Source organism: Streptomyces sp. NRRL B-3229, assembly GCF_000719505.1.
GTDB classification, from domain to species: Bacteria; Actinomycetota; Actinomycetes; order Streptomycetales; family Streptomycetaceae; genus Streptomyces; species Streptomyces griseorubiginosus.
The window spans coordinates 133782-159806 of sequence record NZ_JOGP01000004.1 but is presented as its reverse complement, the minus strand read 5'-3'; the positions used below and the strand labels follow the sequence as shown (position 1 = coordinate 159806).

The following is a 26025-nucleotide window of genomic DNA, read 5'->3' as shown; positions in this document are numbered from 1 at the left end:
AGCTGCTGGGTGACGAGCACGAACGTGCACAAGGACGTAGAGGACTCGGGACCCAGCGGCTACGCGGCGGCCCGGCTGCGCCTCCTCCAGGAGGGGGCGCGGTCCGGGCCGCCGCGCCGTTCCGCCCTCTCCGAGCTGACCGACGACTGGCTCGCGGGACTGTTCTCCGCGGGTTCCGAGCAGCCGCGCGGGGTCTCCCTGATCGCCGTCGGCGGCTACGGCCGCGGCGAGCTGTCCCCCCGCAGCGACCTGGACCTTGTCCTGCTGCACGACGGCAGCGACCCGACCGCGGTCGCCGCCCTGGCCGACCGCATCTGGTATCCGGTGTGGGACCTGGGCCTCGCTCTCGACCACTCGGTGCGCACCCCCGGCGAGGCGCGCAAGACGGCCGGCGAGGATCTGAAAGTCCAGCTCGGTCTCCTGGACGCCCGTCACCTCGCGGGCGACCTGGGCCTGACGGCCGGACTGCGCACGGCTGTCCTCGCGGACTGGCGCAACCAGGCGCCCAAGCGCCTCCCCGAACTCCAGGAGCTGTGCGCCGAGCGCGCCGAGCGCCAGGGCGAACTCCAGTACCTGCTGGAGCCCGACCTCAAGGAGGCCCGCGGCGGACTCCGGGACGCCACCGCCCTGCGTGCCGTCGCCGCCTCCTGGCTGGCCGACGCCCCGCGCGAGGGCCTCGACGACGCCCGGCGCCGGCTGCTCGACGTCCGGGACGCCCTGCACCTGACGACGGGGCGCGCGACCGACCGGCTCGCGCTCCAGGAACAGGACCAGGTCGCCGCCGAACTCGGCCTGCTGGACGCCGACACCCTGCTGCGCCAGGTCTACGAGGCCGCGCGGGTCATCTCCTACGCCAGTGACGTCACCTGGCGCGAGGTGGGGCGCGTGCTCAGGTCGCGCTCCGTGCGGCCGCGCCTGCGCGCCATGCTCGGCGGCGGCAAGCCGGTCCCCGAGCGCTCCCCGCTCGCGGAAGGCGTGGTCGAGCAGGACGGCGAGGTCGTCCTCGCCCGGGCCGCCCGCCCCGACCGCGACCCCGTGCTCCCGCTGCGCGCCGCGGCCGCCGCCGCCCAGGCCGGACTCCCGCTCTCCCTGCACGCCGTGCGGCGCATGGCGGCCGGAGTGCGCCCGCTGCCCACACCCTGGCCCGCCGAGGCCCGGGAACAGCTCGTCACCCTGCTCGGCTCGGGCCAGCCCACCATCGACGTCTGGGAGGCCCTGGAGGCGGAGGGCCTGATCACCCAGCTGCTGCCCGACTGGGAGCGGGTGCGCTGCCGCCCCCAGCGCAACGCCGTGCACATCTGGACCGTCGACCGGCACCTCATCGAGACGGCCGTGCGCGCCTCCGAGTTCACCCGCCGTGTTCACCGCCCCGACCTGCTGCTGGTCGCCGCGCTGCTGCACGACATCGGCAAGGGCTGGCCCGGCGACCACTCCGTGGCCGGCGAGATCATCGCCCGTGACGTGGCGGGCCGGATCGGCTTCGACCGCGACGACGTCGCCGTCCTCGCCGCTCTGGTACGGCACCACCTGCTGCTCGTCGACACCGCCACCCGGCGAGACCTGGACGACCCGGCCACCGTGCGCTCGGTCGCCGAGGCCGTCGGATCCCAGGGCACGCTGGAACTGCTGCACGCGCTGACCGAGGCCGACGCCCTGGCCACCGGTCCTGCCGCCTGGTCGTCCTGGCGGGGCTCGCTCGTCACCGACCTGGTCAAGCGGGTGGCCGCGGTGCTCGCCGGGGACGCCCCCGAGGAGCCCGAGGCCGCCGCACCCACCGCCGAGCAGGAGCGGCTCGCCATCGAGGCGGTCGCGACCGGCGGACCGGTGCTGTCGCTGCGGGCCCAGACCGAACCGCCCGTGACCGCGGAGGACCAGCCGGCCGGGGACCCCGAGCCGCTCGGCGTGGAGCTCGTGATCGCCGTACCGGACCAGCCGGGTGTGCTGCCCGCGGTGGCCGGCGTGCTGGCCGTGCACCGGCTCACCGTGCGCACCGCGGAACTGCGCGCCCTGGACCTGCCCGACGGCGTGGAGGGCTCGGTGCTGCTGCTGAACTGGCGGGTCGCCGCCCAGTACGGCTCGCTGCCCCAGGCGGCCCGGCTGCGCGCCGATCTGGTCCGGGCCCTGGACGGTTCCCTGGACATCGCCGGGCGGCTGGCGGAGCGGGACGCCGCCTACCCGAGGCGCCGGGGTGTCGTCGCGCCCCCCGCGCGCGTGGCGGTCGCCTCGGCGGCCTCCCGGCACGCCACCGTCATCGAGGTGCGCGCCCAGGACGCCCCGGGACTGCTGTTCCGCATCGGGCAGGCGCTGGAGGACGCCGGGGTGCGGATGCGCAGTGCCCATGTGTCCACCCTGGGCGCCAACGCGGTGGACGCCTTCTACGTGACCGACGGCAAGGGGGCGCCGCTGGGGAGCGCGGAGGCGGCTTCCGTGGCCCGGAAGCTGGAGGAGACCCTGCGGGGCTGACCGGGGGATCCCGGCGAGCCATGTCGCCGGGATACCCTGGAGGGCGATTCCCAGCTGCCACCGACCCCGAGGACCGCGAGCGCCGTGTTCGATACTCTTTCCGATCGCCTCTCAGCGACTTTCAAGAACCTGCGCGGCAAGGGACGGCTCTCCGAGGCGGACATCGACGCCACCGCGCGCGAGATCCGTATCGCGCTCCTCGAGGCGGACGTGGCCCTGCCCGTCGTCCGCACGTTCATCAAGAACGTCAAGGAGCGGGCCCTCGGCGCCGACGTCTCCCGTGCGCTGAACCCCGCCCAGCAGGTCCTGAAGATCGTCAACGAGGAACTCGTCACGATCCTCGGCGGCGAGACCCGGCGCCTGAGGTTCGCCAAGAACCCGCCCACCGTGATCATGCTGGCGGGTCTCCAGGGTGCCGGTAAGACCACCCTCGCGGGCAAGCTCGGTCACTGGCTGAAGGAGCAGGGCCACTCGCCGCTGCTCGTCGCCGCCGACCTCCAGCGCCCCAATGCCGTCAACCAGCTCAGCGTCGTCGCCGAGCGCGCCGGGGTCGCCGTCTACGCCCCCGAGCCGGGCAACGGCGTCGGCGACCCGGTCAAGGTCGCCAAGGACTCCGTCGAGCACGCCAAGGCGAAGGTCCACGACATCGTGATCGTGGACACCGCCGGCCGGCTCGGTATCGACGCCGAGCTGATGCAGCAGGCCGCGGACATCCGCGACGCCGTCAGCCCCGACGAGATCCTCTTCGTCGTCGACGCGATGATCGGCCAGGACGCGGTCAACACCGCCGAGGCCTTCCGCGACGGCGTCGGCTTCGACGGTGTGGTGCTCTCCAAGCTCGACGGCGACGCCCGCGGTGGCGCGGCCCTGTCGATCCGGCAGATCACCGGCAAGCCGATCATGTTCGCCTCCAACGGCGAGAAGCTGGAGGACTTCGACGCCTTCCACCCCGACCGGATGGCCTCCCGCATCCTCGACATGGGTGACCTGCTCACCCTGATCGAGCAGGCGGAGAAGACGTTCAGTCAGGAAGAGGCCGAGAAGATGGCCTCCAAGCTGGCGTCCAAGAAGGGCCAGGACTTCACTCTGGACGACTTCCTGGCCCAGATGGAGCAGGTCCGGAAGATGGGCAGCATCTCCAAGCTGCTCGGCATGCTCCCGGGCATGGGCCAGATCAAGGACCAGATCAACAACCTGGACGAGCGGGACGTCGACCGCACGGCCGCGATCATCAAGTCGATGACCCCGGCCGAGCGCCAGGAGCCGACCATCATCAACGGCTCGCGCCGCGCCCGTATCGCCAAGGGCTCCGGTGTCGAGGTCAGCGCGGTCAAGAACCTCGTCGAGCGGTTCTTCGAGGCCCGCAAGATGATGTCCCGCATGGCCCAGGGCGGCGGCATGCCGGGCATGCCGGGGATCCCGGGCATGGGCGGCGGTCCCGGCCGTGCCAAGAAGCAGCCGAAGAAGGCCAAGGGCAAGCAGCGCTCCGGGAACCCGATGAAGCGCAAGCAGCAGGAGGCCGAGGAGGCGGCGCGCAAGGCCGCCCAGGGCGGCGGCGCCTTCGGTGTCCCCGGCCAGCAGGCTCCGCAGGACTTCGAGCTGCCGGACGAGTTCAAGAAGTTCATGGGCTGAGTCGTCGGCCCTGTCGCCGGGGGCGCTCCTCTTCGGAGGGGCGCCCCCGCGCCGTGCAGGGAGGGCGACGGTTACGGCGTGCGCGCGATCAGGTAGCGGAACACGTTCGGCATCCACACCGTGCCGTCCGGGCGCTGGTGCGGATGGAGCGCCTCCGTCACCTCCTCGTCCACCTGGGCCTGGTCGGTCGCCGCTATCGCCGCGTCGAACAGCCCGGTCGACAGCAGTCCCTTGAGCGCGCTGTCGAGGTCGGCGTACCCGAAGGGACAGGCCACCCGGCCCGAGCCGTCGGGCCGGAGCCCGGCCCCCTCGGCGACCTCCTCCAGGTCGTCGCGGAGCGCTGGGCGCCAACGGGCCGTGCCCCGCAGCGGATCCGCCAGCTTGGTGGCGACCCGCAGCACGGACGAGGTGGCACACCGCTCCGGCGGGCCCCAGCCGACGAGCACCACGGCCGCCCCCTGCGAGGCGAGCGGGGTCGCCGAGGCGAGCAGGTCCCCGAGCCCCTCCGAGTCGCCCGCGAGACAGCCGATCGGCTCGAAAGCGGTCACCACGGTGTACGGCGGCGCCCCGGCGTCGGTGACGTCCTCGGGCGTCCCCACGGCGAGCCGGGGGCGGTTTCGCGGGCGCGAAGCCCCCGTCTCCGGCTGTAACCGGTCCCGCGCGAGGGCCAGGCGCTCGGGGGAGTCGGCCTCGACACCGGCGACCGCGGCGCCTCTGGAGGCGGCCATCAGCAGGGCCAGTCCGCTGCCGCAGCCGAGGCCCAACAGCCGCGTCGCGGGGCCCACTTCCAGTCGCTCGTAGACGGCCTCGTACAGCGGAACCAGCATCCGCTCCTGGATCTCGGACCAGTCACGCGCGCGTGCACCGAGGTCCGCGCGGGAGGTGTCTCCCGCCGAAGTCAGGTGCTGCCGCACGAGCGTAGGTGTCATGGATAAGCGCCCCAATCCGCCGTCGGTTGACTCTTTGCTCGGTTCCGTAGCCCCCGTGACGTGCGTTCGCACTCCCCCCGTATGCCAGGTAACTCCGCACTCGTCCGCGCGTCCAGAGGGCGAAGGGCCCCGTTTGCCCGGGCGGCGGTCCCGGCGAAAAGAATTCACATGGCGGCAACGTGGGCCCGTAACATCGCGCCATGGCAAAGGCACCTGTTCTCACGCCCCGGGCGGACGACTTCCCGCGCTGGTACCAGGATCTGGTCACCAAGGCCGAACTGGCCGACAACGGTCCGGTGCGCGGCACCATGGTCATCCGACCGTACGGGTACGGGCTGTGGGAGCGGATGCAGGCCGAGATGGACGCCCGCATCAAGGCCACGGGTACCCAGAACGCGTACTTCCCGCTGCTGATCCCCCAGTCCTACCTCACCCGCGAGGCCGACCACGTCGAGGGCTTCGCGCCCGAACTCGCGGTCGTCACGCACGGCGGCGGCAAGGAACTGGAAGAGCCCGCCGTCGTCCGCCCCACCTCCGAGATGATCATCAACGACTACTTCTCGAAGTGGGTGCAGAGCTACCGCGACCTGCCCCTGCTGATCAACCAGTGGGCGAACGTGGTGCGTTGGGAGCTGCGGCCCCGGCTGTTCCTGCGGACCACCGAGTTCCTGTGGCAGGAGGGCCACACCGCGCACGCCACCCAGGAGGACGCGCGCGCGTTCGCTTCGCACATCCACCGGCAGGTCTACGAGGACTTCATGACGAACGTCCTCGCCATGGACGTCGTGCCCGGCCGCAAGACCGTCAAGGAGCGGTTCGCCGGAGCCATCAACACCCTCACCCTCGAAGGGATGATGGGCGACGGCAAGGCCCTCCAGATGGCCACCAGCCACGAGTTGGGCCAGAACTTCGCCAAGGCCTTCAACACCACCTACCTGTCGAAGGACGGCACCCAGGAACTCGTCTGGCAGACCTCCTGGGGCTCCACCACCCGCATGATCGGCGCCCTGGTGATGATGCACGGCGACGACAACGGCCTGCGCGTCCCGCCCCGGCTCGCGCAGACCCAGGTCGTCGTGCTCGCCATCAAGGGGGACGAACCGGTTCTGGCCAAGGTCCGCGAACTCGGCGACCGGTTGCGGGCGGCGGGCCTGCGCGTCCACGTCGACGACCGCACCGACACCCCCTTCGGCCGCCGCGCGGTCGACTGGGAGCTCAAGGGAGTGCCGGTCCGCGTCGAGGTCGGACCCCGTGACCTGGAGAACGGCACCGCGATGGTGGCCCGGCGCATTCCGGGCGGCAAGGAGGCGATCGCCTTCGACGATCTCGTACGGCTCGTCCCGGCCGCCCTCGAGGAGGACCAGGCTCTGCTGCTGGCCCAGTCCCGGGAGCGCCGCGAGTCCCGTACGGCCGACGTGTCGACCTTCGAGGAGGCCGTCGAGGCCGCGGTCGCCGGCGGCTGGGCGCGGATCCCGTGGGCCGTCCTCGGCGAAGAGGGCGAGGCCAGGCTGGCCGAGCACGCCGTGACCGTACGGTGTCTGGTCGCGGAGGACGGGTCGGTGCCGAGCGCCGACGACGCGCCCGGTAACGTCGCGGTCGTCGCACGCGCTTACTGAGGCAGCGCCCTTCCGGTGCGAGAGCGGCCGAAACGCCTCTTGCACGCCCGCGGATCACCACAGCACCGGCGCGTGGACACGATCTACGCGCCGGGGCGTACCTCACGCTACGTACCGGCTTGGTATGAGCTGCGAGGCTTCTCCGCAGATCAGCGCACCCGCCCTCGTCTCCACGCATCAGTGGCAACTGACGGGTACGTGCAAATTATTTGGGATGCCCCGGAATAGGAACACAGCGGCACTCTGGCTCGTTGTCATTACGTGAGCACGACACAGACACCACCTGTTCTCGCCGCAGAGCTGGCAGAGGCGTGGGCCGACATTCAGCGGTACCACCCCGAGCTGCCCGACCTTGCCGCGCCAGAGTCACTGATCGGGGAGTCGTCGTCCGCCTGCGGTCACGAGCTCTCCTTCGAGCGACTGCTTCACGAGGCAGTCCACGGCATCGCCGCCGCGCGAGGCATTCGCGACACCTCTCGCGCCGGCCGCTACCACAACCGCAGATTCCTCGCGATCGCCGAGGAGATGGGCCTGGACCACCCCGAGGAGCCGCATCCCAGCAGCGGTTTCTCGCTGGTCACGCTCACCCCCGAGGCGAAGCGCCGGTACCGCCCGACCATCGAGCGGCTCCAGCGCGCCCTCAAGGCCCACACCGCGGCGACCTCCGCCGACACCGCCCGCTCCTTCCGGGGTCCGGCGGCCCGGCACGGTTCCTCCGGGGGCGGGGTCCGGGTCAAGGCGGTCTGCGACTGCGGCCGCAACGTCCGGGTCGTCCCCTCCGTGCTGGCCCAGGCGCCGATCGTCTGCGGGGGGTGCGGCAAGCCGTTCCGGATCCCCGAGATCGTGGGCGCGGCAGCGAGTTGAGATCGCGGCTGCTCGTGGCAGTCGCGGTCGGCCTCGGGGCACCCGGAGTGCCGGGTGCCCCTCAGGCATGCTCGCGCGTGACCTCGGTCCGAAGGGAGCCGCGGGGTGTGGCACAATGGCTAGCTGTACTCGACAGCCGCACAGGAACCCTCTCGCCTCCGGCTGACGCGTCCATCGGGCACTCGGGTACCGCAACCCCACGCGGCAATCTCGCCGTGCCCAACCACGTCAAAACCAGGAGAACCCACTCCCGTGGCAGTCAAGATCAAGCTGAAGCGTCTGGGCAAGATCCGTTCGCCTCACTACCGCATCGTCGTCGCCGACTCCCGCACCCGTCGTGACGGCCGTGCGATCGAGGAGATCGGTCTGTACCACCCGGTGCAGAACCCCTCGCGCATCGAGGTCGACACCGAGCGTGCGCAGTACTGGCTGGGTGTCGGCGCGCAGCCGACCGAGCCGGTTCTCGCCATCCTCAAGCTGACCGGCGACTGGCAGAAGTTCAAGGGCCTGCCGGCTCCGGCTCCGCTGCTCGTGGCCGAGCCGAAGGCCGCTCGCCCGGTCTTCGACTCCCTCGGTGGGGACGACGAGGGCAAGGGTGAGGCCATCACCCAGAAGAAGAAGGCTGAGAAGAAGGACGAGGCCCCGGCCGAGTCGTCTTCGTCTGAGTCGACCGAGGCCTGAGCATGCTCGAGGAGGCTCTCGAGCACCTCGTGAAGGGCATCGTCGACAACCCTGACGATGTGCAGGTCGCCTCGCGCAACCTGCGCCGCGGGCGTGTGCTGGAGGTCCGGGTCCACCCCGACGACCTCGGCAAGGTGATCGGCCGCAACGGCCGCACCGCACGCGCCCTGCGCACCGTCGTGGGCGCCATCGGCGGCCGCGGTGTCCGCGTCGACCTCGTCGACGTGGACCACGTCCGCTGACGCAACGCAGCACCGGCTCGGGCCGGGGAGGGCCATCGGGCCGTCCCCGGCCCGTAGTCGTATGAGGGTCCGTAGTCGCAGGACAGGAGAGCAAGCACAGTGCAGCTGGTAGTCGCGCGGATCGGCCGCGCCCACGGCATCAAGGGCGAGGTCACCGTCGAGGTACGTACAGACGAGCCGGAACTCAGGCTCGCCCCCGGTGCCGTACTCGCCACCGATCCCGCCGCCACGGGGCCCCTCACCATCGAGACCGGCCGCGTCCACAGCGGCCGTCTCCTCCTGCGCTTCGAGGGCGTGAAGGACCGCACCGCCGCCGAGGCCCTCCGCAACACCCTCCTGATCGCCGACGTCGACCCCGACGAGCTGCCGGAGGAGGAGGACGAGTACTACGACCACCAGCTCATGGACCTCGACGTGGTCACCGCGGACGGCGTGGAGGTCGGCCGCATCACCGAGATCTCGCACCTGCCCTCCCAGGACCTCTTCATCGTCGAGCGGCCCGACGGCAGCGAGGTGATGATCCCCTTCGTCGAGGAGATCGTCGCCGAGATCGACCTGGCCGAGCAGAAGGCGGTCATCACCCCGCCGCCCGGGCTGATCGACGACCGGGCCGAGATCGCCTCCAGCCGGGACGACGACGCATGAGGCTCGACGTCGTCACGATCTTCCCCGAGTACCTCGAACCCCTGAACGTCTCCCTCGTCGGCAAGGCACGCGCGCGTGGGCAGCTCCAGGTGCATGTGCACGACCTGCGTGCCTGGACCTACGACCGTCACAACACCGTCGACGACACCCCGTACGGCGGCGGCCCGGGCATGGTCATGAAGACCGGGCCCTGGGGGGACGCGCTGGACTCCGCGCTGGCGGACGGATACGAGACGGGCTCCCACGCGCCCGCCCTCATCGTCCCCACCCCGAGCGGCCGCCCCTTCACCCAGGAACTCGCCGTCGAGCTCTCCGAGCGCCCCTGGCTGATCTTCACACCCGCGCGCTACGAGGGCATCGACCGCCGGGTGATCGACGAGTACGCGACCAGGATGCCGGTCTACGAGGTGTCCATCGGCGACTACGTCCTTGCCGGCGGCGAAGCGGCCGTCCTGGTCGTCACCGAGGCCGTCGCGCGCCTGCTGCCGGGAGTGCTCGGCAACGCGGAGTCGCACCAGGACGACTCCTTCGCGCCCGGCGCGATGGCCAACCTCCTGGAGGGGCCCGTCTACACCAAGCCGCCCGAGTGGCGCGGCCGTGGCATCCCGGACGTGCTGCTCAGCGGACACCACGGAAAGATCGCCCGCTGGCGGCGCGACGAGGCCCTGAGGCGGACGACGGCCCACCGGCCCGACCTCATCGAGCGCTGCGACCCCAAGGCCTTCGACAAGAAGGACCGGGAGATGCTCTCCATCCTGGGCTGGGCGCCCGACCCGGAGGGAGAGCCGTACGGGCGATTTTGGCGCAGGCCAGAAGGCATGGAACAATAGGTCGCTGTTGTGCGTCGTCCGGCGTGCGCCCCTGCCACAGGGGGACACGACGCCCGCCCCGACACGGACAGCATCCTCACGAAACACGACTACCGCCGATGACCTGTGGCATGGGCGAAGAAAGCAGACGAAATGTCTCACCTGCTCGACTCCGTCGACGCCGCGTCGCTGCGCAGCGACATCCCGGCCTTCCGCCCGGGTGACACCGTCAACGTCCACGTGCGCGTCATCGAGGGCAACCGCTCCCGTGTGCAGCAGTTCAAGGGCGTTGTCATCCGTCGCCAGGGTGCCGGTGTCCGCGAGACCTTCACGGTCCGCAAGGTCTCGTTCTCCGTCGGCGTCGAGCGCACCTTCCCGGTGCACACCCCGATCGTCGAGAAGATCGAGCTCGTCACCCGCGGTGACGTGCGTCGCGCCAAGCTGTACTACCTGCGCGAGCTGCGCGGCAAGGCCGCGAAGATCAAGGAGAAGCGCGACAACTGAGCGCTTTTCGGAGGTCACAGCGGGGCCGGATAGCATCTGGCCCCGATGGACACCGAAGCACAGCAGACGGAGCGCGACCGCTCCTCCCGTCCCGCACCAGGGACCGCGGAGGGACGGTCGCGTTTCGCGTTGGTGTCGAGGATCACGGAGTGGGTGCCCGGCGGCCGGATCTCCCTGTCCCTGCTGCTCTGCCTGGTCTTTCTTTTGCTGATCAGTACGTTCGTGGTCAGACCTTTCCAGATTCCCAGCGGATCCATGGAAAACGGATTGAGGGTCGGGGACCGCGTTCTCGTAAATAGGTTGGCGTACCGTTTCGGTGCCGAGCCGCAGCGCGGTGATGTGGTGGTGTTCGACGGATCGGGGTATTTCGGGGTCGGGGACTACATCAAGCGCGTGGTGGGTGTGGGGGGAGACCATGTGGTCTGCTGCGACAAGAAGGGGAGGATCGAGGTGAACGGCCGGTCGGTCGACGAGTCGGGCTTCCTGTACCCGGGTGACGTTCCGTCCTCGGTGCCCTTCGACGTCGAGGTGCCCGAAGGCACGCTGTTCGTCCTCGGCGACCATCGCAGCGTCTCCAGCGACTCCCGCGACCATCTCGGCTCTCCGGGCGGCGGCATGATCCCCGTCGGTGACGTCCTCGGCCGGGCCGACTGGATCATCTGGCCGGCCGACCACGCCACCCGGCTGCGTCGCGCGGCGGCGTACGCACGCGTGCCTGTTCGCGCCGACGCGGAGGGTGCGGATGGGTAACCGTGGGAAACCGCGCGGTGTGTCGACCACGCCTGCCGAGAACCTCCTGCCCACCGGCGTCCGGCGTTCCACCAGTCCCGGCGGCGGGCGCTCCCGCGCGGAGCGCCGCAAGCTCCAGCGCAAGGTCAAGCGGCGCAGACGGCGCGGAGCGGTCAAGGAGATACCGCTCCTCGTGGGCGTCGCCGTCCTGATAGCGCTCGTCCTGAAGACGTTCCTCGTCCAGGCGTTCGTCATCCCGTCCGGATCCATGGAACAGACGATCCGGATCGGCGACCGCGTCCTGGTCGACAAGTTCACCCCGTGGTTCGGCTCCGAGCCGAAGCGCGGGGACGTCGTCGTCTTCAAGGACCCCGGCGGCTGGCTCCAGGACGAGCAGACCACCACGAGGAAAGCCGACCCCGTCGTCGTCAAGCAGGTCAAGGAAGGCCTCACCTTCATCGGCCTGTTGCCGTCGGACAACGAGAAGGACCTCATCAAGCGGGTCGTCGGCGTCGGCGGGGACCGCGTCAAGTGCTGCGACACCCAGGGGCGGGTGACCGTCAACGGCGTCCCCCTGAGCGAGACCGACTACCTGTATCCCGGCAACGCCCCGTCCACCCAGCCGTTCGACATCACCGTCCCCCAGGGGCGGTTGTGGGTGATGGGCGACCACCGCGCCAACTCCGCGGACTCCCGCGCGCACCAGGACACCGACTACGGCGGCACCGTCTCCCTGGACTCCGTGGTGGGACGGGCCAGGGTCATCGCATGGCCTTTCGGGCACTGGACCATGCTGGACGAACCGAAAACTTACTCTTCCGTTGCCGACTCGGCGTCCGGGGCGACCACAGCCTCCCGGGCGTCGCTTAGGGTTGCTCCCGAGGATCCGAACGAAGCGATCCAACTCCCGAGCCCTGCGGAACTCCCGCTCGTTATGGGAGTGGTGGGCCTGCGCCGTACATGGGGCAGGCGGCGGCACAGAGTAAGGAGTTGGCGTGGGGGATGTGGCGGTTGGCGCACGATCCGGGCACGACGGCGAGGAGCACCGCGGACGCCCCGTGGACGCAGCCGACCCGGCCGCGGAGGGCGCCGTAACCTTCGGGAATGACCCGGCCGCGGGCGGGGACGGCCCGCCGGTCGACGAGCCCCCCAGGACCGGTGGCGGCGGGACGGGCGACTCCGCGCCCAAGGCGAAGAAGCCGCGCTCCTTCTGGAAGGAGCTGCCCATCCTGGTCGTCATCGCGCTCGTGCTCGCGCTGCTGATCAAGACGTTCCTGGTGCAGGCCTTCTCGATCCCGTCCGACTCGATGCAGAACACCCTCCAGCAGGGCGACCGCGTCCTGGTCGACAAGCTCACCCCCTGGTTCGGCTCCAAGCCCGAGCGCGGCGAGGTCGTCGTCTTCCACGACCCCGACAACTGGCTGGCCGGCGAACCGACCGCGAACCCGAACGCCGCACAGAAGTTCCTCTCCTGGATCGGCCTCATGCCGTCCGCCGAGGAGAAGGACCTCATCAAGCGCGTCATCGGCGTCGGCGGCGACACGGTCTCCTGTTCGGGCACCGGCCCGCTGAAGGTCAACGGCAAGGCGCTGGAGGAGTCGTCGTACGTCTACGCCGGCAACACTCCGTGCAGCCAGGACGACCAGGGCGGCCAGTTCACCGTGAAGGTGCCCAAGGGCTACATCTGGGTGATGGGCGACCACCGGCAGAACTCCCGGGACTCCCGTTACAACCAGTCGGACTCGCACCACGGCATGGTCCCGGTCGACGACGTCGTGGGCCGTGCCATCGTCAAGGCCTGGCCGGTCAACCGCTGGGGCACCCTGCCGGAGCCGGACACCTTCAGCCAGGCCGGGATCAACGACCAGGCGTCGGCGTCCAAGGCGCTGACGTTCGCGCCCCAGGGGGCCGCGCTCGTGGGCGCGGTGCCACTGGTGTTGTGGCGGCGCCGGAAGGCTTCGGTGGAGCGGTCTCGCTGAGAGCGTCGTCCCGAAAGCGTTTGCTCGGGGCGAGGGTCCGGTCCGCCGGTCATTGCCTGATGTGAGGGACCTCCCTGGTGAAAGCTTTGCGGAGCTTGCGACCTCGGGCGACCTGGAAGGGCTGACCCCGTCAGGTACCGCCCGGTAGGGTGCGGACCCATGGGTGGCGAGAGCGCAATACGTACGGCCCCGCGCAGCGGCGGCACCAGCACACGCCCGGCGGGCAGCCGGACCGGACAGCGACTGTCCGGTCTGGCCGTCGCGCTGGGCATCGTGCTGTTCCTGGGCGGGTTCGCCTGGGGAGCGCTGGCCTACCGGCCGTTCACCGTGCCGACCAGCTCCATGTCGCCCACCATCGCCGCCGGTGACCGGGTGCTCGGACAGCGCGTCGACGCGGACGAGATCCGCCGGGGTGACGTCGTCGTCTTCAACGACAAGTCGTGGGTGACCGGCGCCCTCGTGGTCAAGCGCGTCGTCGCGGTCGGCGGGGACACGGTCGCCTGCTGCACGAACGGCAAGCTGACCGTCAACGGCAAGGAGATCGACGAGCCGTACCTCAAGGGCGGTGTGGTCGAGGACAAGGCCATCCCGACGGTGAAGGTGCCTCAGGGGCGGCTCTTCCTTCTCGGTGACGAGCGGCAGGGCTCGCTGGACTCCTCCGCGCACCTCACCGACGCGGCGCAGGGAACGGTGGCGCGCAGCGCGGTGGAGGCCCGCGTGGACGCCGTGGTCTGGCCCTGGAAGGGCATGCTGGAGCGTCCGACCGGCTTCGGGAAAATCGGTGCCCTCTCCACGCCGGGCCCGCTGAACACGATCCTGCTGCTGATCGTCGTGGGCGCTGTGCTGGTTTTGGGCGGTGGAGCGTACGGTCCGGTCGCCGGCCTCCTCGCCAGGCGGCAGCGGGTGCGGACGGAGCCTGTCGGTGCCCGCTGAGGCGGGGGGCGGGTCTTTGGGGCCGGCGGGGTCTGCCGGGGTGTCCGGTGGGTCGTCGGGGCCGGCGGGGTCTGCCGGGGTGTCTGGTGGGTCGTCGGGTCTGGGTGGAGCGGCCGGAGTGTCCGGTGGCTCCGACCTGTCGGCCGGGGTGTCCGGTGGATCCTCTGACTCGGCTCCTGCTGCCGCCGGGTCCGTGGGCTCGGGCGGAGCCTCGAAGGGGGACTCGGATGCGTGCTCGGCCGCAGGGGCCGCGGCCGAAGCTCCAGGTGGGGCGGCGGAGGCGTACGAGGGCGGGTTGCGCAAGGTGGCCCGGGTGGTGCTGCTCGATCCCGAGGACCGCATCCTGCTGCTGCACGGGCACGAACCGGACGACCCTGCCGACGACTGGTGGTTCACGCCCGGCGGAGGACTCGAGGGCGACGAGACCCGTGAAGAGGCCGCACTGAGGGAACTCGCCGAGGAGACCGGCATCACCGAGGTGGAGCTCGGGCCGGTGCTCTGGCGGCGGACGTGCTCCTTCCCGTTCGCGGGCCGCCGCTGGGACCAGGACGAGTGGTACTACCTGGCCCGTACGACGCAGACGGCCACCGAGGCGAGAGGCCTCACCGAGCTGGAGCGGCGCAGCGTCGCCGGAGCGCGCTGGTGGACGTGTCAGGAACTGACCCGGGCACATGAGACGGTGTATCCGACCAGACTCGCCGAGCTGCTGCGAAGGCTGCTCGACGAAGGCCCCCCGGCCGGACCCGTGACCCTCGACACCGAAATCGTCTAGGGGCTGACGGGGCTGGCGCACAATAGTGGGATCGCACGGCTGAAGGGGAACATGCCATGAGCGCCGAGGACCTCGAGAAGTACGAGACCGAGATGGAGCTGAAGCTCTACCGGGAGTACCGCGATGTCGTCGGTCTGTTCAAATACGTGATCGAGACCGAGCGACGCTTCTACCTGACCAACGACTACGAGATGCAGGTCCACTCGGTCCAGGGTGAGGTGTTCTTCGAGGTGTCCATGGCGGATGCGTGGGTGTGGGACATGTATCGGCCGGCTCGCTTCGTGAAGCAGGTCCGGGTGTTGACGTTCAAGGACGTGAACATCGAGGAGCTGAACAAGAGTGACCTGGAGCTGCCGGGCGGATGAGCCCGGCCGGGGTCGGCGCACCCGTGTGGGTGACGGGGTTTTCCACAACCGCTGAGTAGTCCACCAAGATCAACAGGGTGGGCTGGACTGCGTGATCGTCGGTGCCGGAGGTGGTGCCGACATGAACGCACGCAGTGCACTCGGCAAGTACGGCGAGAGTCTGGCCGCGAGGCGGCTGACCGAGGCCGGGATGACGGTCCTGGAGCGCAACTGGCGCTGTGGCAGGACCGGTGAGATCGACATCGTGGCGCAGGACGGCGAGGTCCTGGTCGTCTGCGAGGTCAAGACGCGGCGGACGGGGACCTTCGAGCACCCCATGGCCGCGGTGACCCCGGACAAGGCGGAGCGGCTGCGGGGCCTCGCCGCGTGCTGGATCCACGCCCATGGAGGGGCACCGCCGGGAGGCGTCCGCATCGATCTGGTGGGCGTGGTCCTGCCCCGGCGCGGCGCGCCCATGGTCGAGCATGCGCGGGGGGTGGCCTGAGATGGGTTTCGCTCGTACGTGCTCGGTGGCGCTGGTGGGCGTCGAGGGAGTCGTGGTCGAGGTCCAGGCGGACCTGGAGCCGGGTGTGGCGGCGTTCACGCTGGTGGGCCTGCCGGACAAGAGCTTGACGGAGAGCCGGGACCGGGTGCGGGCGGCGATGGTGAACTCGGGGGCGCCATGGCCGCAGAAGAAGCTGACCGTGGGGCTGAGTCCGGCGTCCGTACCGAAAAGTGGAAGCGGCTTCGACCTCGCAGTGGCGGCGGCGGTCCTGGGCGCGGCAGAGCGGATCGACCCCCGAGTCCTCGCCGATATCGTGATGATCGGGGAGCTGGGGCTGGACGGGCGGGTCCGGCCGGTCCGAGGGATCCTGCCGGCGGTGCTGGCCGCCGCGGACGCCGGGTACGAACAGGTGGTCGTACCGGAGTGCGCAGTCCCTGAGGCGTCGCTGGTGCCGGGCGTCTCGGTCCTGGGCGTGCGCAGCCTTCGTCAGCTCATCGCGGTGCTCACCGACGAGCCGGTGCCCGACGAGGAACCGGTCCCTGGAGAGATCCGCCCAGATCCGTTCCTCGCCGGCCTCGCCCTTCCGGGGACCGGCCTCGGGACCGGAGCTCTCACCGGGGAGCACGCTCCGGATCTGGCCGATGTGGCAGGACAGCACATGGCCAGGTCCGCCTTGGAGGTGGCTGCGGCAGGTCGTCATCACGTCTTCTTCAAGGGGCCCCCGGGTGCCGGCAAGACCATACTGGCCGAGCGGCTTTCGGGGCTGCTGCCCGAGCTGAGCAGGCAGGAGTCGCTTGAGGTCACCGCGGTGCACTCCGTTGCGGGGGTCCTGCCGCCAGGACATCCTCTCGTGGACAGGGCGCCGTACTGCGCCCCGCACCACTCGGCGACGATGGCTTCGCTCGTCGGCGGAGGGAACGGACTGCCTCGACCCGGGGCTGTGTCCCTTTCGCACCACGGTGTGCTTTTTCTGGATGAAGCCGCAGAGTTTCACAGCAGTGTCCTGGACGCCCTTCGCCAGCCGCTGGAGTCGGGGCACGTCGTGGTTGCCAGAGCAGCCGGGATGCTGCGGATGCCCGCGAAGTTCCTCATGGTGCTGGCAGCCAATCCCTGCCCCTGCGGGAGGCACGGAAGGGGCGACGACGTCTGCGAGTGCAGGCCCTCCTCCATCAAGAGGTACCGCGCTCGGCTCTCCGGACCTCTGATGGACCGGGTCGATCTGCGCGTGACAGTCGAACCGGTGGCCAGGGCCGAGCTGCTCCAGCTCCACAACGCTGCCGAGACGACTGCAACAGTCGCAGAGCGCGTCAGGACGGCGAGAGAACGGGCGGCCCGACGTTACGAAGGGACGCCGTGGCGCACCAACAGCGAGGTGCCGGGTCATGAGCTGCGCACCCGCTGGCATGTGCAGTCGGGTGCGCTGCGCAAAGCCGAAGAGGACCTTGACCGCGGCCTCCTGACGGCTCGCGGTCTGGACCGGGTGCTGCGTGTGGCCTGGACCGTGGCTGACCTGGCAGGCCGTGATCGACCCTCGGCCAACGACGTGAACTGGGCCCTGGAACTGCGCACTGGTGTCCGACGCGGTGCCGTCCTGGAGGGGATGGCGCGGTGAACGACGGTGAGCTGATCGACCGTGTCTTCCTCGCCCGGGTCATGGAGCCGGGGGACGAGGTCGGGGGGCGGTGGATTCGGGAGTGGGGAGCGGGCGCGGTGGCCTCGCGGTTGCGGGGTGGCGGGGAGGCCCTGCCCGGGGTGGGTGAGAAGCGGTGGGGCGGGCTGCTGGCCCGGGCCGCGGTCGCCGACGCGGAACGGGACCTCGGTCAGGCGTACGAGGCCGGTGCACGGTTCGTCGTGCCCGGGGACACCGAGTGGCCCGGCCAGCTGGACGACCTCGGGGACACGCGGCCCATCGGGCTCTGGGTACGGGGGAGGGCCGGCCTCAGGATGTGGGCGCTGAGATCCGTCGCCGTCGTCGGAGCCCGTGCCTGTACCGAGTACGGGGCCCACATGGCGTCCACCCTCGGCACCGGGCTCGCCGAGCGCGGCTGGGTGGTCGTCTCCGGCGGTGCCTACGGAGTCGACGGCGCCGCCCACCGCGGTGCCCTCGGCGCCGGCGGGGCCACCGTCGCCGTGCTGGCCTGCGGGGTCGACCGGGCCTACCCGCGCGGACACACCCAGTTGATCACCAGGATCGCCGAACAGGGTCTGGTGATCGGGGAGTTGCCGCCCGGCGAGCATCCGACGCCCAGCAGATTCGTGCTGCGGAACCGGGTGATCGCCGCCCTCACCCGCGGCACCGTGGTCGTCGAGGCGGCCCACCGCAGTGGCTCCCTGGTCACCGCGCGGGCGGCTCGGCGGTTGGGCCGACACACGATGGGGGTGCCCGGGCCCGCCACCAGCAGCCTCTCCGCCGGGGTGCACGAACTGCTGCGCGAGGACGCCACGCTGGTCACGGACGCCGCGGAAGTCGTGGAGCTCGTCGGCGACATGGGGGAGCTGGCCCCGGACCGGCGCGGACCCGTGCTGCCGCGGGACCTCCTGGCCCCGGCGGCGCGGAGAGTGCTGTCCGCGCTGCCCGGGCACCGGGAGGCCGGGGTGGACGAGATCGCCCGGGGCGCGCAGACGACCGGCGACGACGCGATCGCGAGACTGTACGAACTCCGTGCACTTGGTTACGTCGAACGACACGGCGACGGCTGGAAGTTGACACGCCAAGCGGTGATCTCGGTCCGGGGCGGCCGCAGCCCGCGCTGACCGAGCGTGTTCGGCCGTCCGGGGGAACCCCGACAACCTTGGGAATTACAGCAGTTGGGGTGTTCCGGTGATCACACAGGGCGACGCTCGCGGCTACGGTGAGTCGCCGACGGGACGCGTCCGGGCGGGCACTCCGCCACACTGTTTGCGCACTGCGACAGCTCAGTCACGCTACGCTCACGGGGTTTCCGACGCACTCCACGTACAGCACGTACAACGCCTACTTCACGGCAGAACGGCACAAGGCGACGAATGCCCCAGCACACTTCCGGATCCGACCGGGCGGCGATCCCCCCAGCCGCCCGTGACGGTGGCAGCGTGCGGCCGCCCGCTCCCTCGACACTCGACGAGCTGTGGCGGTCGTACAAGGCGTCGGGAGACGAGCGGCTGCGCGAGCAGCTGATCCTGCACTACTCACCGCTCGTGAAGTACGTCGCAGGGCGCGTGAGCGTCGGCCTGCCGCCCAATGTCGAACAGGCGGACTTCGTGTCCTCCGGGGTCTTCGGACTGATCGATGCGATCGAGAAGTTCGACATCGACCGCGAGATCAAGTTCGAGACCTATGCGATCACCCGGATCCGGGGCGCGATGATCGACGAGCTGCGGGCGCTGGACTGGATCCCGCGGTCCGTGCGGCAGAAGGCGCGCAACGTCGAGCGGGCGTACGCCACGCTGGAGGCGCGGCTGCGGCGGACGCCGACGGAGGGCGAGGTCGCCGGCGAGCTGGGCATCGCGGTGGACGATCTGCACGCGGTTTTCAGCCAGTTGTCGCTGGCCAACGTGGTGGCGCTGGAGGAGCTGCTGCACGTCGGGGGCGAGGGCGGCGACCGGCTCAGCCTCATGGACACCCTGGAGGACACCGCCGCGGACAACCCCGTGGAGGTCGCCGAGGACCGGGAGCTCCGGCGGTTCCTCGCCCGGGCGATCAACACCCTGCCCGAGCGGGAGAAGACCGTGGTGACCCTGTACTACTACGAGGGCCTCACGCTCGCGGAGATCGGCAACGTGCTGGGCGTGACCGAGAGCCGGGTCAGCCAGATCCACACCAAGTCGGTGCTCCAGCTGCGGGCGAAGCTGGCCGCTTTCGGCCGCTGACCTGGCCGTACGGCTTTACGGCGACGGCAGGTCGACCGGAGTGGCTCCCGTCCGCGGGGTCGCGTCCGTACAGTGGTTGACGTGCCAAGGATTCGAGCGGCCTCCGTGGCCGAGCACCGGTCGATGCAGCGAGCCGCCCTGCTGGACGCGGCTCGGTCACTGCTGTCCGAGGGCGGGACGGAAGCGCTGACCTTCCCGGCCCTCGCCGAGCGGACGGGACTCGCGCGGTCGTCGGTGTACGAGTACTTCCGGTCGCGGGCCGCCGTGGTCGAGGAGCTGTGCGAGGTCGACTTCCCCGTCTGGGCCGCGGAGGTCGCGGCGGCCATGGAGCGGGAGCCCTCGCCCGAGGGCAAGGTCGAGGCGTATGTGCGGCAGCAGCTCACGCTGGTCGGGGACCGGCGGCACCGGGCCGTCGTCGCCATCTCCGCGAGCGAGCTGGAGGCAGGGGCCCGGGAGAAGATCCGGGCGGCGCACGGGGGTCTTGTCGGGCTGATCGTCGAGGCGCTGGGGGAGACGGGGCACGAGCAGCCCCGGCTGGCGGCGATGCTCGTGCAGGGGATTGTGGACGCGGCTGTCCGGAGGATCGAGCTGGGTGCCGCTGAGGAACCCGGTGTGGTGACCGAGGCTGCCGTTGCCATGGCTCTGCGGGGCGTGCGGGGCTGAGAGAGGCTGCGGACGTGCGGGGCTGAGGCCGGCTGGGGACGTACGGGGCTGAGGGGCGGCTGCCGGGTGCAGATCCGTCGTGGCCGGTCGCGCAGTTCCCCCGCGCCCCTTGGGTACGTGCAGCGGGCCGGGCGCTACGTCGGCAGCGGCAGTCCCAGTACGGGCAACAACCTCGACGGCCCCCTGTGCAACAGCCATGGCGGGAGCAGGGACAGCGGGTCCAGGTAGGTCTCCCCTCTCCGCAGGCCCCAGTGCACGCAGGTGGTCCTACAGTGGGAGCCCGTGGCGTTCACCGTTCCCACCACCTCGCCGGCCGCCACCTCGTCGCCCTTCGCGACCGACGCCGTGACCGGTTCGTAGGTCGTGCGAAGGTCCGTGCCCGTCAGTTCCACGGACACCACCCCCTTGCCCGCCACCCGGCCCGCGAAGGACACCCGGCCCGCGGCGACGGTCCTGACCGGCGTTCCCGCGGGCGCCGCCAGGTCCACGCCCCGGTGGCCGCGGCCGTACACCGTCGCCGGAGGTTCCCAGCCGCGCAGGACCGCCGGGCGGATGCCCACGGGCCAGGTGCGGCCGATCGCCGGCACCGAGACGTCCGTGGCCACCGGGGTGAGAAAGGGCGCGTGGGTGGAAAGGGGCGCCCCGGGTGCCGGGCCGGGAGAGGGCGCAGCGGTCGCAGCCGTCATGAACAGCAGAAACCCCAGCACCAGCCACCCGGCACATCGTCCGTATCGCTTCACTCGCATAGGGAAACCGTCCCTTGTCCGCACCGCTCATGGCCGGGACCTGTGGACTACTCCCCGGTTGTGGACATCGGCGTCACCCGGTACCCCGCGGGTCCCGTACACTTCTTCTGGCGATCCGGGTGACCGGGTCGACTTCGCACGCCCCGACATCAGGCCGCCGAGCGGTCGGTGTCAGCGCCTCTCGGTCCTCTGTGGCAAGGCGCGTCGCGGGCGTCAGGCGCGGGTGCCCTCCGGTACCCGCGGTACAACCGAGATCACCAAGGAGAACGGCCATGGCCGTCGTCACGATGCGGGAGCTGCTGGAGAGCGGCGTCCACTTCGGTCACCAGACCCGTCGCTGGAACCCGAAGATGAAGCGCTTCATCTTCACCGAGCGCAACGGCATCTACATCATCGACCTGCTCCAGTCGCTGTCGTACATCGACCGCGCCTACGAGTTCGTCAAGGAGACCGTCGCCCACGGCGGCACGGTCATGTTCGTCGGCACGAAGAAGCAGGCGCAGGAGGCCATCGCCGAGCAGGCCACCCGCGTCGGCATGCCCTACGTCAACCAGCGCTGGCTGGGCGGCATGCTCACCAACTTCTCGACCGTCTACAAGCGTCTCCAGCGCCTCAAGGAGCTCGAGCAGATCGACTTCGAGGACGTCGCCGCGTCGGGTCTGACCAAGAAGGAGCTCCTGGTCCTCTCGCGTGAGAAGGCCAAGCTCGAGAAGACCCTCGGCGGTATCCGCGAGATGCAGAAGGTGCCCAGCGCCGTCTGGATCGTGGACACCAAGAAGGAGCACATCGCGGTCGGCGAGGCCCGGAAGCTCAACATCCCGGTCGTCGCGATCCTCGACACCAACTGCGACCCCGACGAGGTCGACTACAAGATCCCGGGCAACGACGACGCGATCCGCTCCGTCACCCTGCTCACCCGTGTGATCGCCGACGCCGTCGCCGAGGGCCTCATCAGCCGCTCGCGCGTCGCCACCGGTGACAAGGGCGAGAAGGCCGCCGGCGAGCCGCTCGCCGAGTGGGAGCGCGACCTGCTCGAGGGCGGCGAGAAGAAGGCCGAGGAGGCTCCCGCCGAGGCGCCCGCCGCCGAGGCCGCCGCTGAGGCCCCTGCTGCCGAGGCCCCCGCCGCTGAGGCCCCGGCCGAGGCCGCTGCCGAGGCTCCGGCCGCCGAGGCTCCCGCCGCCGAGGCCGAGCAGGCCTGATCAGTCAGCGTTGACGGCGGGAGCGGCCGACATCCGGTTCGCTCCCGCCGTTCACCCATAGGTTCGCGATCCTCATCTGCGTGTGGATCGTGGATCGGGCAGATCTCCCGACTTCGAGAAAGATTCACAGACTCATGGCGAACTACACCGCCGCCGACGTCAAGAAGCTCCGTGAGCTCACCGGCGCCGGCATGATGGACTGCAAGAAGGCGCTGGACGAGGCCGAGGGCGACGTCGAGAAGGCTGTCGAGGCGCTCCGGATCAAGGGCCAGAAGGGCGTCGCCAAGCGCGAGGGCCGCTCCGCCGAGAACGGCGCCGTGGTCTCGATCATCGCCGACGACAACTCCTCCGGTGTCCTGGTCGAGCTGAAGTGCGAGACGGACTTCGTCGCCAAGGGCGAGAAGTTCCAGGCCGTCGCCAACCAGATCGCCGAGCACGTCGCCGCGACCTCCCCGGCCGACCTGGAGGCCCTGCTCGCCTCCGAGATCGAGGCCGGCAAGACCGTCCAGGCGTTCGTGGACGAGGCCAACGCCAACCTCGGCGAGAAGATCGTGCTGGACCGCTTCGCGCAGTTCGCCGACGGCTTCGTGACCGCGTACATGCACCGCACGATGCCCGACCTGCCCCCGCAGATCGGTGTCCTCGTCGAGCTGGACAAGCCGAACGCCGAGGTCGCCCGCGGTGTCGCCCAGCACATCGCCGCCTTCGCGCCGAAGTACCTCTCCAAGGAGGACGTGCCGGCCGAGGTCGTCGAGTCCGAGCGCCGCGTCGCCGAGGAGACCACCCGCGCCGAGGGCAAGCCCGAGGCCGCCCTGCCGAAGATCGTCGAGGGTCGCCTCAACGGCTTCTTCAAGGACGCCACGCTGCTCGGCCAGCCCTACGCGCTGGACAACAAGAAGTCGGTCCAGAAGGTCCTGGACGAGGCCGGTGTCACCCTGAAGCGCTTCACGCGCATCAAGGTCGGCATCTGAGTCCGTACCGCGAGCGACGCGCGGGCCCGATAGGGTCGTCAGCAGTCGTGCGGTACGCCGCCACGCACGCGCGTGGCGGACGACAGCAGATCTGACGAGGAGGCCATTGCCGCGCATGGGATGCGAACCAGTTCCCAACCGGCAATGGCCTTCTTCGTATGTGCAACAGGTGAAAGAGGCGGGATCCCCATGACCACCAAGGCCCAGAAGAGCGACGACGGCAAAGTACGCGGCCGGTTTCTGCTGAAGCTGTCCGGAGAGGCGTTCGCCGGTGGCGGCGGCCTGGGTGTGGACCCCGACGTGGTGCACAAGATCGCCCGTGAGATCGCCGCCGTCGTCCGGGACGGCGCCGAGATCGCCGTCGTCATCGGCGGCGGCAACTTCTTCCGCGGCGCCGAGCTCCAGCAGCGCGGCATGGACCGGGCCCGCTCCGACTACATGGGCATGCTCGGCACCGTGATGAACTGCCTGGCCCTCCAGGACTTCCTGGAGAAGGAGGGCATCGACAGCCGGGTGCAGACCGCCATCACCATGGGCCAGGTCGCCGAGCCGTACATCCCGCTGCGCGCCGTGCGCCACCTGGAGAAGGGCCGCGTGGTCATCTTCGGCGCCGGTATGGGCATGCCGTACTTCTCCACCGACACCACCGCCGCACAGCGCGCCCTGGAGATCGACGCCGAGGCGCTCCTCATGGGCAAGAACGGCGTGGACGGGGTCTACGACTCCGACCCGAAGACCAACCCCGACGCGGTCAAGTTCGACGCCCTCGGCTACGGCGAGGTCATCACCCGCGACCTCAAGGTCGCCGACGCCACCGCCGTCACGCTGTGCCGCGACAACAAGCTCCCGATCCTGGTGTTCGAGCTCCTGGCGGAGGGCAATATCGCCCGCGCCGTCAAGGGTGAGAAGATCGGCACGCTGGTGGGCGACCAGGGCAGCCGGGACTAGACCCGAGTTACACCCGGTCCCTGACCGGGGGATGGACAATGTCCTGCCGGTCGGGAACCGTGCAGGAAGAAGACGCGACGCAGCCGGCCGCCGCCCCCACGCATACGGAACAGCAGCCGGGCCTACTCAAGACACGCAGGAGCAAGTGGTGATCGAAGAGACCCTCCTCGAAGCCGAGGAGAAGATGGAGAAGGCCGTCGTGGTCGCCAAGGAGGACTTCGCCGCGATCCGCACCGGTCGTGCGCACCCGGCGATGTTCAACAAGATCGTGGCCGACTACTACGGCGCGCCGACGCCGATCAACCAGCTGGCCTCGTTCTCCGTGCCGGAGCCGCGCATGGCGGTCGTGACCCCGTTCGACAAGACCGCACTGCGCAACATCGAGCAGGCGATCCGCGACTCCGACCTGGGCGTCAACCCGAGCAACGACGGCAACATCATCCGAGTGGTGTTCCCCGAGCTCACCGAGGAGCGCCGCCGCGACTACATCAAGGTCGCCAAGGGCAAGGCCGAGGACTCCCGGGTGTCCATCCGCTCGGTCCGCCGCAAGGCCAAGGACTCGATCGACAAGCTCGTCAAGGACGGCGAGATCGGCGAGGACGAGGGCCGCCGTGCGGAGAAGGAGCTCGACGACGCGACGCACAAGTACGTCGCCCAGGTGGACGAGCTCCTGAAGCACAAGGAAGCGGAGCTGCTCGAGGTCTGATGAACGACTCTTCCTGGGCGACTCCGCCCCACGCCGGGTACTGGGGGCCGTCCGACCAGGGGCCTGTCCAGGGGGCTGCCCCGGCGGGTCCCGCGTACGATGCGCATGACGCGCAGCACACTCGCCCCATGCCCATCGTGCCCGACGGACCCGCGTACGGCGGAGACCAGGATGACGACAGGGGGGCCGCTCGGCTGAGCGGCCCCTTGTTCCAGGACGAGCCGTTCCGGAACACCACCGTCCGTGACGAGACCACGTCGGCGCAGCCCTTCGCGGCGCCGCAGAAGCAGGATCCGGAGCCCATGCCCGACGCCTCGCAGCCGGCGCCCGCGCCGCAGAAGAAGAGTGCGGGACGGGATCTGGGCGCGGCCATAGGGGTCGGCGTCGGGCTCGGTGTGGTGATCATCGCCTCCCTGTTCTTCGTCAAGGCAGTCTTCGTCGGCGTCATAGCGGTCGCCGTCGTGGTGGGCCTGTGGGAGCTGACCAGCAGGCTCCAGGAGCGCAAGGGCATCAAGGCGCCGCTGGTGCCGCTGGCGCTCGGCGGGGCCGCGATGGTCGTCGCCGGGTACGTCCGGGGCGCGGAGGGCGCCTGGGTGGCCATGGCGCTCACGGCACTGGCGGTCCTGGTCTGGCGGATGACGGAACCGCCGGAGGGCTACCTCAAGGACGTCACGGCGGGTGTCTTCGCGGCGTTCTACGTCCCGTTCCTGGCCACGTTCGTCGCCATGATGCTGGCGGCCGAGGACGGGGCGCTGCGGGTCCTGACCTTCCTGCTCCTGACCGTCGTCAGCGACACCGGCGCGTACGCGGTCGGCTGGCGTTTCGGCACGCACAAGCTCGCGCCGCGCATCAGTCCCGGCAAGACCCGGGAGGGCCTGGTCGGAGCGGTGTCGTTCGCGATGGCGGCGGGCGCGCTGTGCATGCAGTTCCTGATCGACGACGGCACGTGGTGGCAGGGCCTGCTCCTCGGCCTCGCCGTCGCCGCCAGCGCGACGCTGGGTGACCTCGGCGAGTCGATGATCAAGCGGGACCTCGGCATCAAGGACATGGGCACCCTGCTGCCGGGCCACGGCGGCATCATGGACCGCCTGGACTCGCTGTTGCCGACGGCGCCGGTGGTGTGGCTGCTGATGGTGCTGTTCGTGGGCAGCGGCTGACGTACGAAGGTGAGCGAGGGGCGGCAGCGACGGCTGCCGCCCCTTTGCGTTTCGTCAGCGGGCAGGGGGAGGCCTGCCGACGTAGGCATGGCGGAGCCCAGGTCGGCGCAAATTGTGTGTCAGGGCTTGCTTCGCATAC

27 protein-coding genes are annotated in these 26025 nt (G+C 70.4%); 25 read left to right on the top strand and 2 right to left on the bottom strand.

From position 1 onward, the window contains the following. Positions 1 to 9 precede the first annotated feature (9 nt). Positions 10 to 2463, top strand: coding sequence for a [protein-PII] uridylyltransferase (locus tag IF54_RS0107510; protein WP_030315841.1), 2454 nt, complete (start codon positions 10 to 12; stop codon positions 2461 to 2463). Positions 2464 to 2547: 84 nt separating this feature from the next. Then, entirely contained in the window at positions 2548 to 4095 is a 1548-nt protein-coding gene (ffh, locus tag IF54_RS0107505) for a signal recognition particle protein (RefSeq protein WP_030315838.1), read from the top strand. A 71-nt stretch (positions 4096 to 4166) separates the two neighbouring features. On the opposite strand, the gene IF54_RS0107500 is transcribed toward ffh, so the two are convergent. Continuing rightward, positions 4167 to 5024, bottom strand: a complete 858-nt coding sequence (locus tag IF54_RS0107500) for a methyltransferase type 11 (protein ID WP_030315835.1) — start codon at positions 5022 to 5024, stop codon at positions 4167 to 4169. Positions 5025 to 5224: 200 nt separating this feature from the next. Here IF54_RS0107500 and proS point away from each other — a divergent pair, with 200 nt between their 5' ends. The 18 genes from proS (at position 5225) to IF54_RS0107410 (ending at position 20159) form a co-directional block, all read left to right on the top strand. Beyond that, positions 5225 to 6640, top strand: coding sequence for a proline--tRNA ligase (proS, locus tag IF54_RS0107495; protein WP_030315833.1), 1416 nt, complete (start codon positions 5225 to 5227; stop codon positions 6638 to 6640). A 261-nt stretch (positions 6641 to 6901) separates the two neighbouring features. Next, positions 6902 to 7504, top strand: a complete 603-nt coding sequence (locus tag IF54_RS0107490; protein ID WP_020138752.1) for a hypothetical protein — start codon at positions 6902 to 6904, stop codon at positions 7502 to 7504. Between the two features lie 252 nt (positions 7505 to 7756). Beyond that, positions 7757 to 8185: a 30S ribosomal protein S16 gene (gene rpsP / locus IF54_RS0107485; RefSeq protein WP_030315831.1), complete on the top strand. Its 429-nt coding sequence runs from the start codon at positions 7757 to 7759 to the stop codon at positions 8183 to 8185. 2 nt (positions 8186 to 8187) lie between these two features. Beyond that, positions 8188 to 8427, top strand: a complete 240-nt coding sequence (locus IF54_RS0107480) for an RNA-binding protein (protein ID WP_003973401.1) — start codon at positions 8188 to 8190, stop codon at positions 8425 to 8427. A 99-nt stretch (positions 8428 to 8526) separates the two neighbouring features. Then, positions 8527 to 9072, top strand: coding sequence for a ribosome maturation factor RimM (gene rimM / locus IF54_RS0107475; protein WP_030315829.1), 546 nt, complete (start codon positions 8527 to 8529; stop codon positions 9070 to 9072). Beyond that, entirely contained in the window at positions 9069 to 9902 is an 834-nt protein-coding gene (gene trmD / locus IF54_RS0107470; protein WP_030315827.1) for a tRNA (guanosine(37)-N1)-methyltransferase TrmD, read from the top strand. The genes rimM and trmD overlap by 4 nt, the downstream gene beginning before the upstream one ends. A 132-nt stretch (positions 9903 to 10034) precedes the next feature. Continuing rightward, positions 10035 to 10385, top strand: coding sequence for a 50S ribosomal protein L19 (gene rplS / locus IF54_RS0107465; RefSeq protein WP_020138756.1), 351 nt, complete (start codon positions 10035 to 10037; stop codon positions 10383 to 10385). Between the two features lie 45 nt (positions 10386 to 10430). Continuing rightward, positions 10431 to 11135 (top strand): signal peptidase I, encoded by a 705-nt coding sequence (gene lepB / locus IF54_RS0107460; RefSeq protein ID WP_030315825.1) that lies wholly within the window; start codon positions 10431 to 10433, stop codon positions 11133 to 11135. Beyond that, positions 11128 to 12222 (top strand): signal peptidase I, encoded by a 1095-nt coding sequence (gene lepB, locus IF54_RS0107455; protein ID WP_030315823.1) that lies wholly within the window; start codon positions 11128 to 11130, stop codon positions 12220 to 12222. The genes lepB (IF54_RS0107460) and lepB (IF54_RS0107455) overlap by 8 nt, the downstream gene beginning before the upstream one ends. After that, on the top strand, positions 12110 to 13093 hold the full coding sequence (gene lepB / locus IF54_RS0107450) for a signal peptidase I (protein WP_078851901.1): 984 nt from the start codon (positions 12110 to 12112) through the stop codon (positions 13091 to 13093). The genes lepB (IF54_RS0107455) and lepB (IF54_RS0107450) overlap by 113 nt, the downstream gene beginning before the upstream one ends. A gap of 159 nt (positions 13094 to 13252) precedes the next feature. Continuing rightward, positions 13253 to 14026 carry a signal peptidase I gene (gene lepB, locus IF54_RS0107445; protein ID WP_030315820.1) on the top strand — a complete coding sequence of 258 codons (774 nt, stop codon included), beginning with the start codon at positions 13253 to 13255 and terminating at the stop codon, positions 14024 to 14026. A gap of 295 nt (positions 14027 to 14321) precedes the next feature. Next, positions 14322 to 14798, top strand: coding sequence for an NUDIX hydrolase (locus tag IF54_RS0107440; RefSeq protein ID WP_030315817.1), 477 nt, complete (start codon positions 14322 to 14324; stop codon positions 14796 to 14798). Between the two features lie 56 nt (positions 14799 to 14854). After that, complete coding sequence (locus IF54_RS0107435; RefSeq protein ID WP_003965949.1) at positions 14855 to 15163, top strand: DUF2469 domain-containing protein; 309 nt, start codon at positions 14855 to 14857, stop codon at positions 15161 to 15163. Positions 15164 to 15284: 121 nt separating this feature from the next. Further along, positions 15285 to 15647, top strand: coding sequence for a YraN family protein (locus IF54_RS0107430; RefSeq protein WP_030315815.1), 363 nt, complete (start codon positions 15285 to 15287; stop codon positions 15645 to 15647). 1 nt (position 15648) lies between these two features. Continuing rightward, positions 15649 to 17259, top strand: coding sequence for a YifB family Mg chelatase-like AAA ATPase (locus IF54_RS0107425; RefSeq protein WP_030315813.1), 1611 nt, complete (start codon positions 15649 to 15651; stop codon positions 17257 to 17259). Between the two features lie 41 nt (positions 17260 to 17300). Beyond that, positions 17301 to 18401, top strand: coding sequence for a DNA-processing protein DprA (gene dprA / locus IF54_RS0107420; protein ID WP_051735363.1), 1101 nt, complete (start codon positions 17301 to 17303; stop codon positions 18399 to 18401). Positions 18402 to 18653: 252 nt separating this feature from the next. Further along, positions 18654 to 19496: an RNA polymerase sigma factor WhiG gene (gene whiG / locus IF54_RS0107415; protein WP_028809835.1), complete on the top strand. Its 843-nt coding sequence runs from the start codon at positions 18654 to 18656 to the stop codon at positions 19494 to 19496. Positions 19497 to 19601: 105 nt separating this feature from the next. Beyond that, a complete protein-coding gene (locus IF54_RS0107410) occupies positions 19602 to 20159 on the top strand; it encodes a TetR/AcrR family transcriptional regulator (RefSeq protein ID WP_030315809.1) in 558 nt (185 codons plus the stop codon). A gap of 134 nt (positions 20160 to 20293) precedes the next feature. Here the strand turns inward: IF54_RS0107410 and IF54_RS0107405 are convergent, their stop codons facing one another. Next, positions 20294 to 20845, bottom strand: coding sequence for a murein hydrolase activator EnvC family protein (locus tag IF54_RS0107405; RefSeq protein ID WP_234438931.1), 552 nt, complete (start codon positions 20843 to 20845; stop codon positions 20294 to 20296). 332 nt (positions 20846 to 21177) lie between these two features. On the opposite strand from IF54_RS0107405, the gene rpsB reads away from it, so the two are divergent. The 5 genes from rpsB to IF54_RS0107380 all read left to right on the top strand — a co-directional run bounded on the left by rpsB (position 21178) and on the right by IF54_RS0107380 (position 25886). Further along, a complete protein-coding gene (rpsB, locus tag IF54_RS0107400) occupies positions 21178 to 22104 on the top strand; it encodes a 30S ribosomal protein S2 (protein WP_030315806.1) in 927 nt (308 codons plus the stop codon). 134 nt (positions 22105 to 22238) lie between these two features. Continuing rightward, positions 22239 to 23075, top strand: coding sequence for a translation elongation factor Ts (gene tsf / locus IF54_RS0107395; RefSeq protein ID WP_020138769.1), 837 nt, complete (start codon positions 22239 to 22241; stop codon positions 23073 to 23075). Between the two features lie 189 nt (positions 23076 to 23264). Continuing rightward, positions 23265 to 24023: a UMP kinase gene (gene pyrH / locus IF54_RS0107390; RefSeq protein ID WP_030315804.1), complete on the top strand. Its 759-nt coding sequence runs from the start codon at positions 23265 to 23267 to the stop codon at positions 24021 to 24023. Between the two features lie 148 nt (positions 24024 to 24171). Continuing rightward, positions 24172 to 24729, top strand: coding sequence for a ribosome recycling factor (gene frr, locus IF54_RS0107385; RefSeq protein WP_020138771.1), 558 nt, complete (start codon positions 24172 to 24174; stop codon positions 24727 to 24729). Beyond that, on the top strand, positions 24729 to 25886 hold the full coding sequence (locus tag IF54_RS0107380) for a phosphatidate cytidylyltransferase (protein WP_037819516.1): 1158 nt from the start codon (positions 24729 to 24731) through the stop codon (positions 25884 to 25886). Before frr ends, IF54_RS0107380 begins: the two co-directional genes overlap by 1 nt. The last annotated feature ends 139 nt before the right edge of the window (positions 25887 to 26025 follow it).

What these genes read in the sequence shown, in the direction of transcription:
- IF54_RS0107500 (WP_030315835.1), bottom strand. Translation starts at nt 5,024, where the DNA reads ATGACACCTACGCTCGTGCGGCAGCACCTGACTTCGGCGGGAGACACC.
- proS (WP_030315833.1), top strand. Translation starts at nt 5,225, where the DNA reads ATGGCAAAGGCACCTGTTCTCACGCCCCGGGCGGACGACTTCCCGCGC.
- IF54_RS0107480 (WP_003973401.1), top strand. Translation starts at nt 8,188, where the DNA reads ATGCTCGAGGAGGCTCTCGAGCACCTCGTGAAGGGCATCGTCGACAAC.
- trmD (WP_030315827.1), top strand. Translation starts at nt 9,069, where the DNA reads ATGAGGCTCGACGTCGTCACGATCTTCCCCGAGTACCTCGAACCCCTG.
- rplS (WP_020138756.1), top strand. Translation starts at nt 10,035, where the DNA reads ATGTCTCACCTGCTCGACTCCGTCGACGCCGCGTCGCTGCGCAGCGAC.
- lepB (WP_030315825.1), top strand. Translation starts at nt 10,431, where the DNA reads ATGGACACCGAAGCACAGCAGACGGAGCGCGACCGCTCCTCCCGTCCC.
- lepB (WP_030315823.1), top strand. Translation starts at nt 11,128, where the DNA reads ATGGGTAACCGTGGGAAACCGCGCGGTGTGTCGACCACGCCTGCCGAG.
- lepB (WP_030315820.1), top strand. Translation starts at nt 13,253, where the DNA reads ATGGGTGGCGAGAGCGCAATACGTACGGCCCCGCGCAGCGGCGGCACC.
- IF54_RS0107435 (WP_003965949.1), top strand. Translation starts at nt 14,855, where the DNA reads ATGAGCGCCGAGGACCTCGAGAAGTACGAGACCGAGATGGAGCTGAAG.
- IF54_RS0107430 (WP_030315815.1), top strand. Translation starts at nt 15,285, where the DNA reads ATGAACGCACGCAGTGCACTCGGCAAGTACGGCGAGAGTCTGGCCGCG.
- IF54_RS0107425 (WP_030315813.1), top strand. Translation starts at nt 15,649, where the DNA reads ATGGGTTTCGCTCGTACGTGCTCGGTGGCGCTGGTGGGCGTCGAGGGA.
- dprA (WP_051735363.1), top strand. Translation starts at nt 17,301, where the DNA reads ATGGAGCCGGGGGACGAGGTCGGGGGGCGGTGGATTCGGGAGTGGGGA.
- whiG (WP_028809835.1), top strand. Translation starts at nt 18,654, where the DNA reads ATGCCCCAGCACACTTCCGGATCCGACCGGGCGGCGATCCCCCCAGCC.
- IF54_RS0107405 (WP_234438931.1), bottom strand. Translation starts at nt 20,845, where the DNA reads ATGACGGCTGCGACCGCTGCGCCCTCTCCCGGCCCGGCACCCGGGGCG.
- rpsB (WP_030315806.1), top strand. Translation starts at nt 21,178, where the DNA reads ATGGCCGTCGTCACGATGCGGGAGCTGCTGGAGAGCGGCGTCCACTTC.
- tsf (WP_020138769.1), top strand. Translation starts at nt 22,239, where the DNA reads ATGGCGAACTACACCGCCGCCGACGTCAAGAAGCTCCGTGAGCTCACC.
- pyrH (WP_030315804.1), top strand. Translation starts at nt 23,265, where the DNA reads ATGACCACCAAGGCCCAGAAGAGCGACGACGGCAAAGTACGCGGCCGG.
- IF54_RS0107380 (WP_037819516.1), top strand. Translation starts at nt 24,729, where the DNA reads ATGAACGACTCTTCCTGGGCGACTCCGCCCCACGCCGGGTACTGGGGG.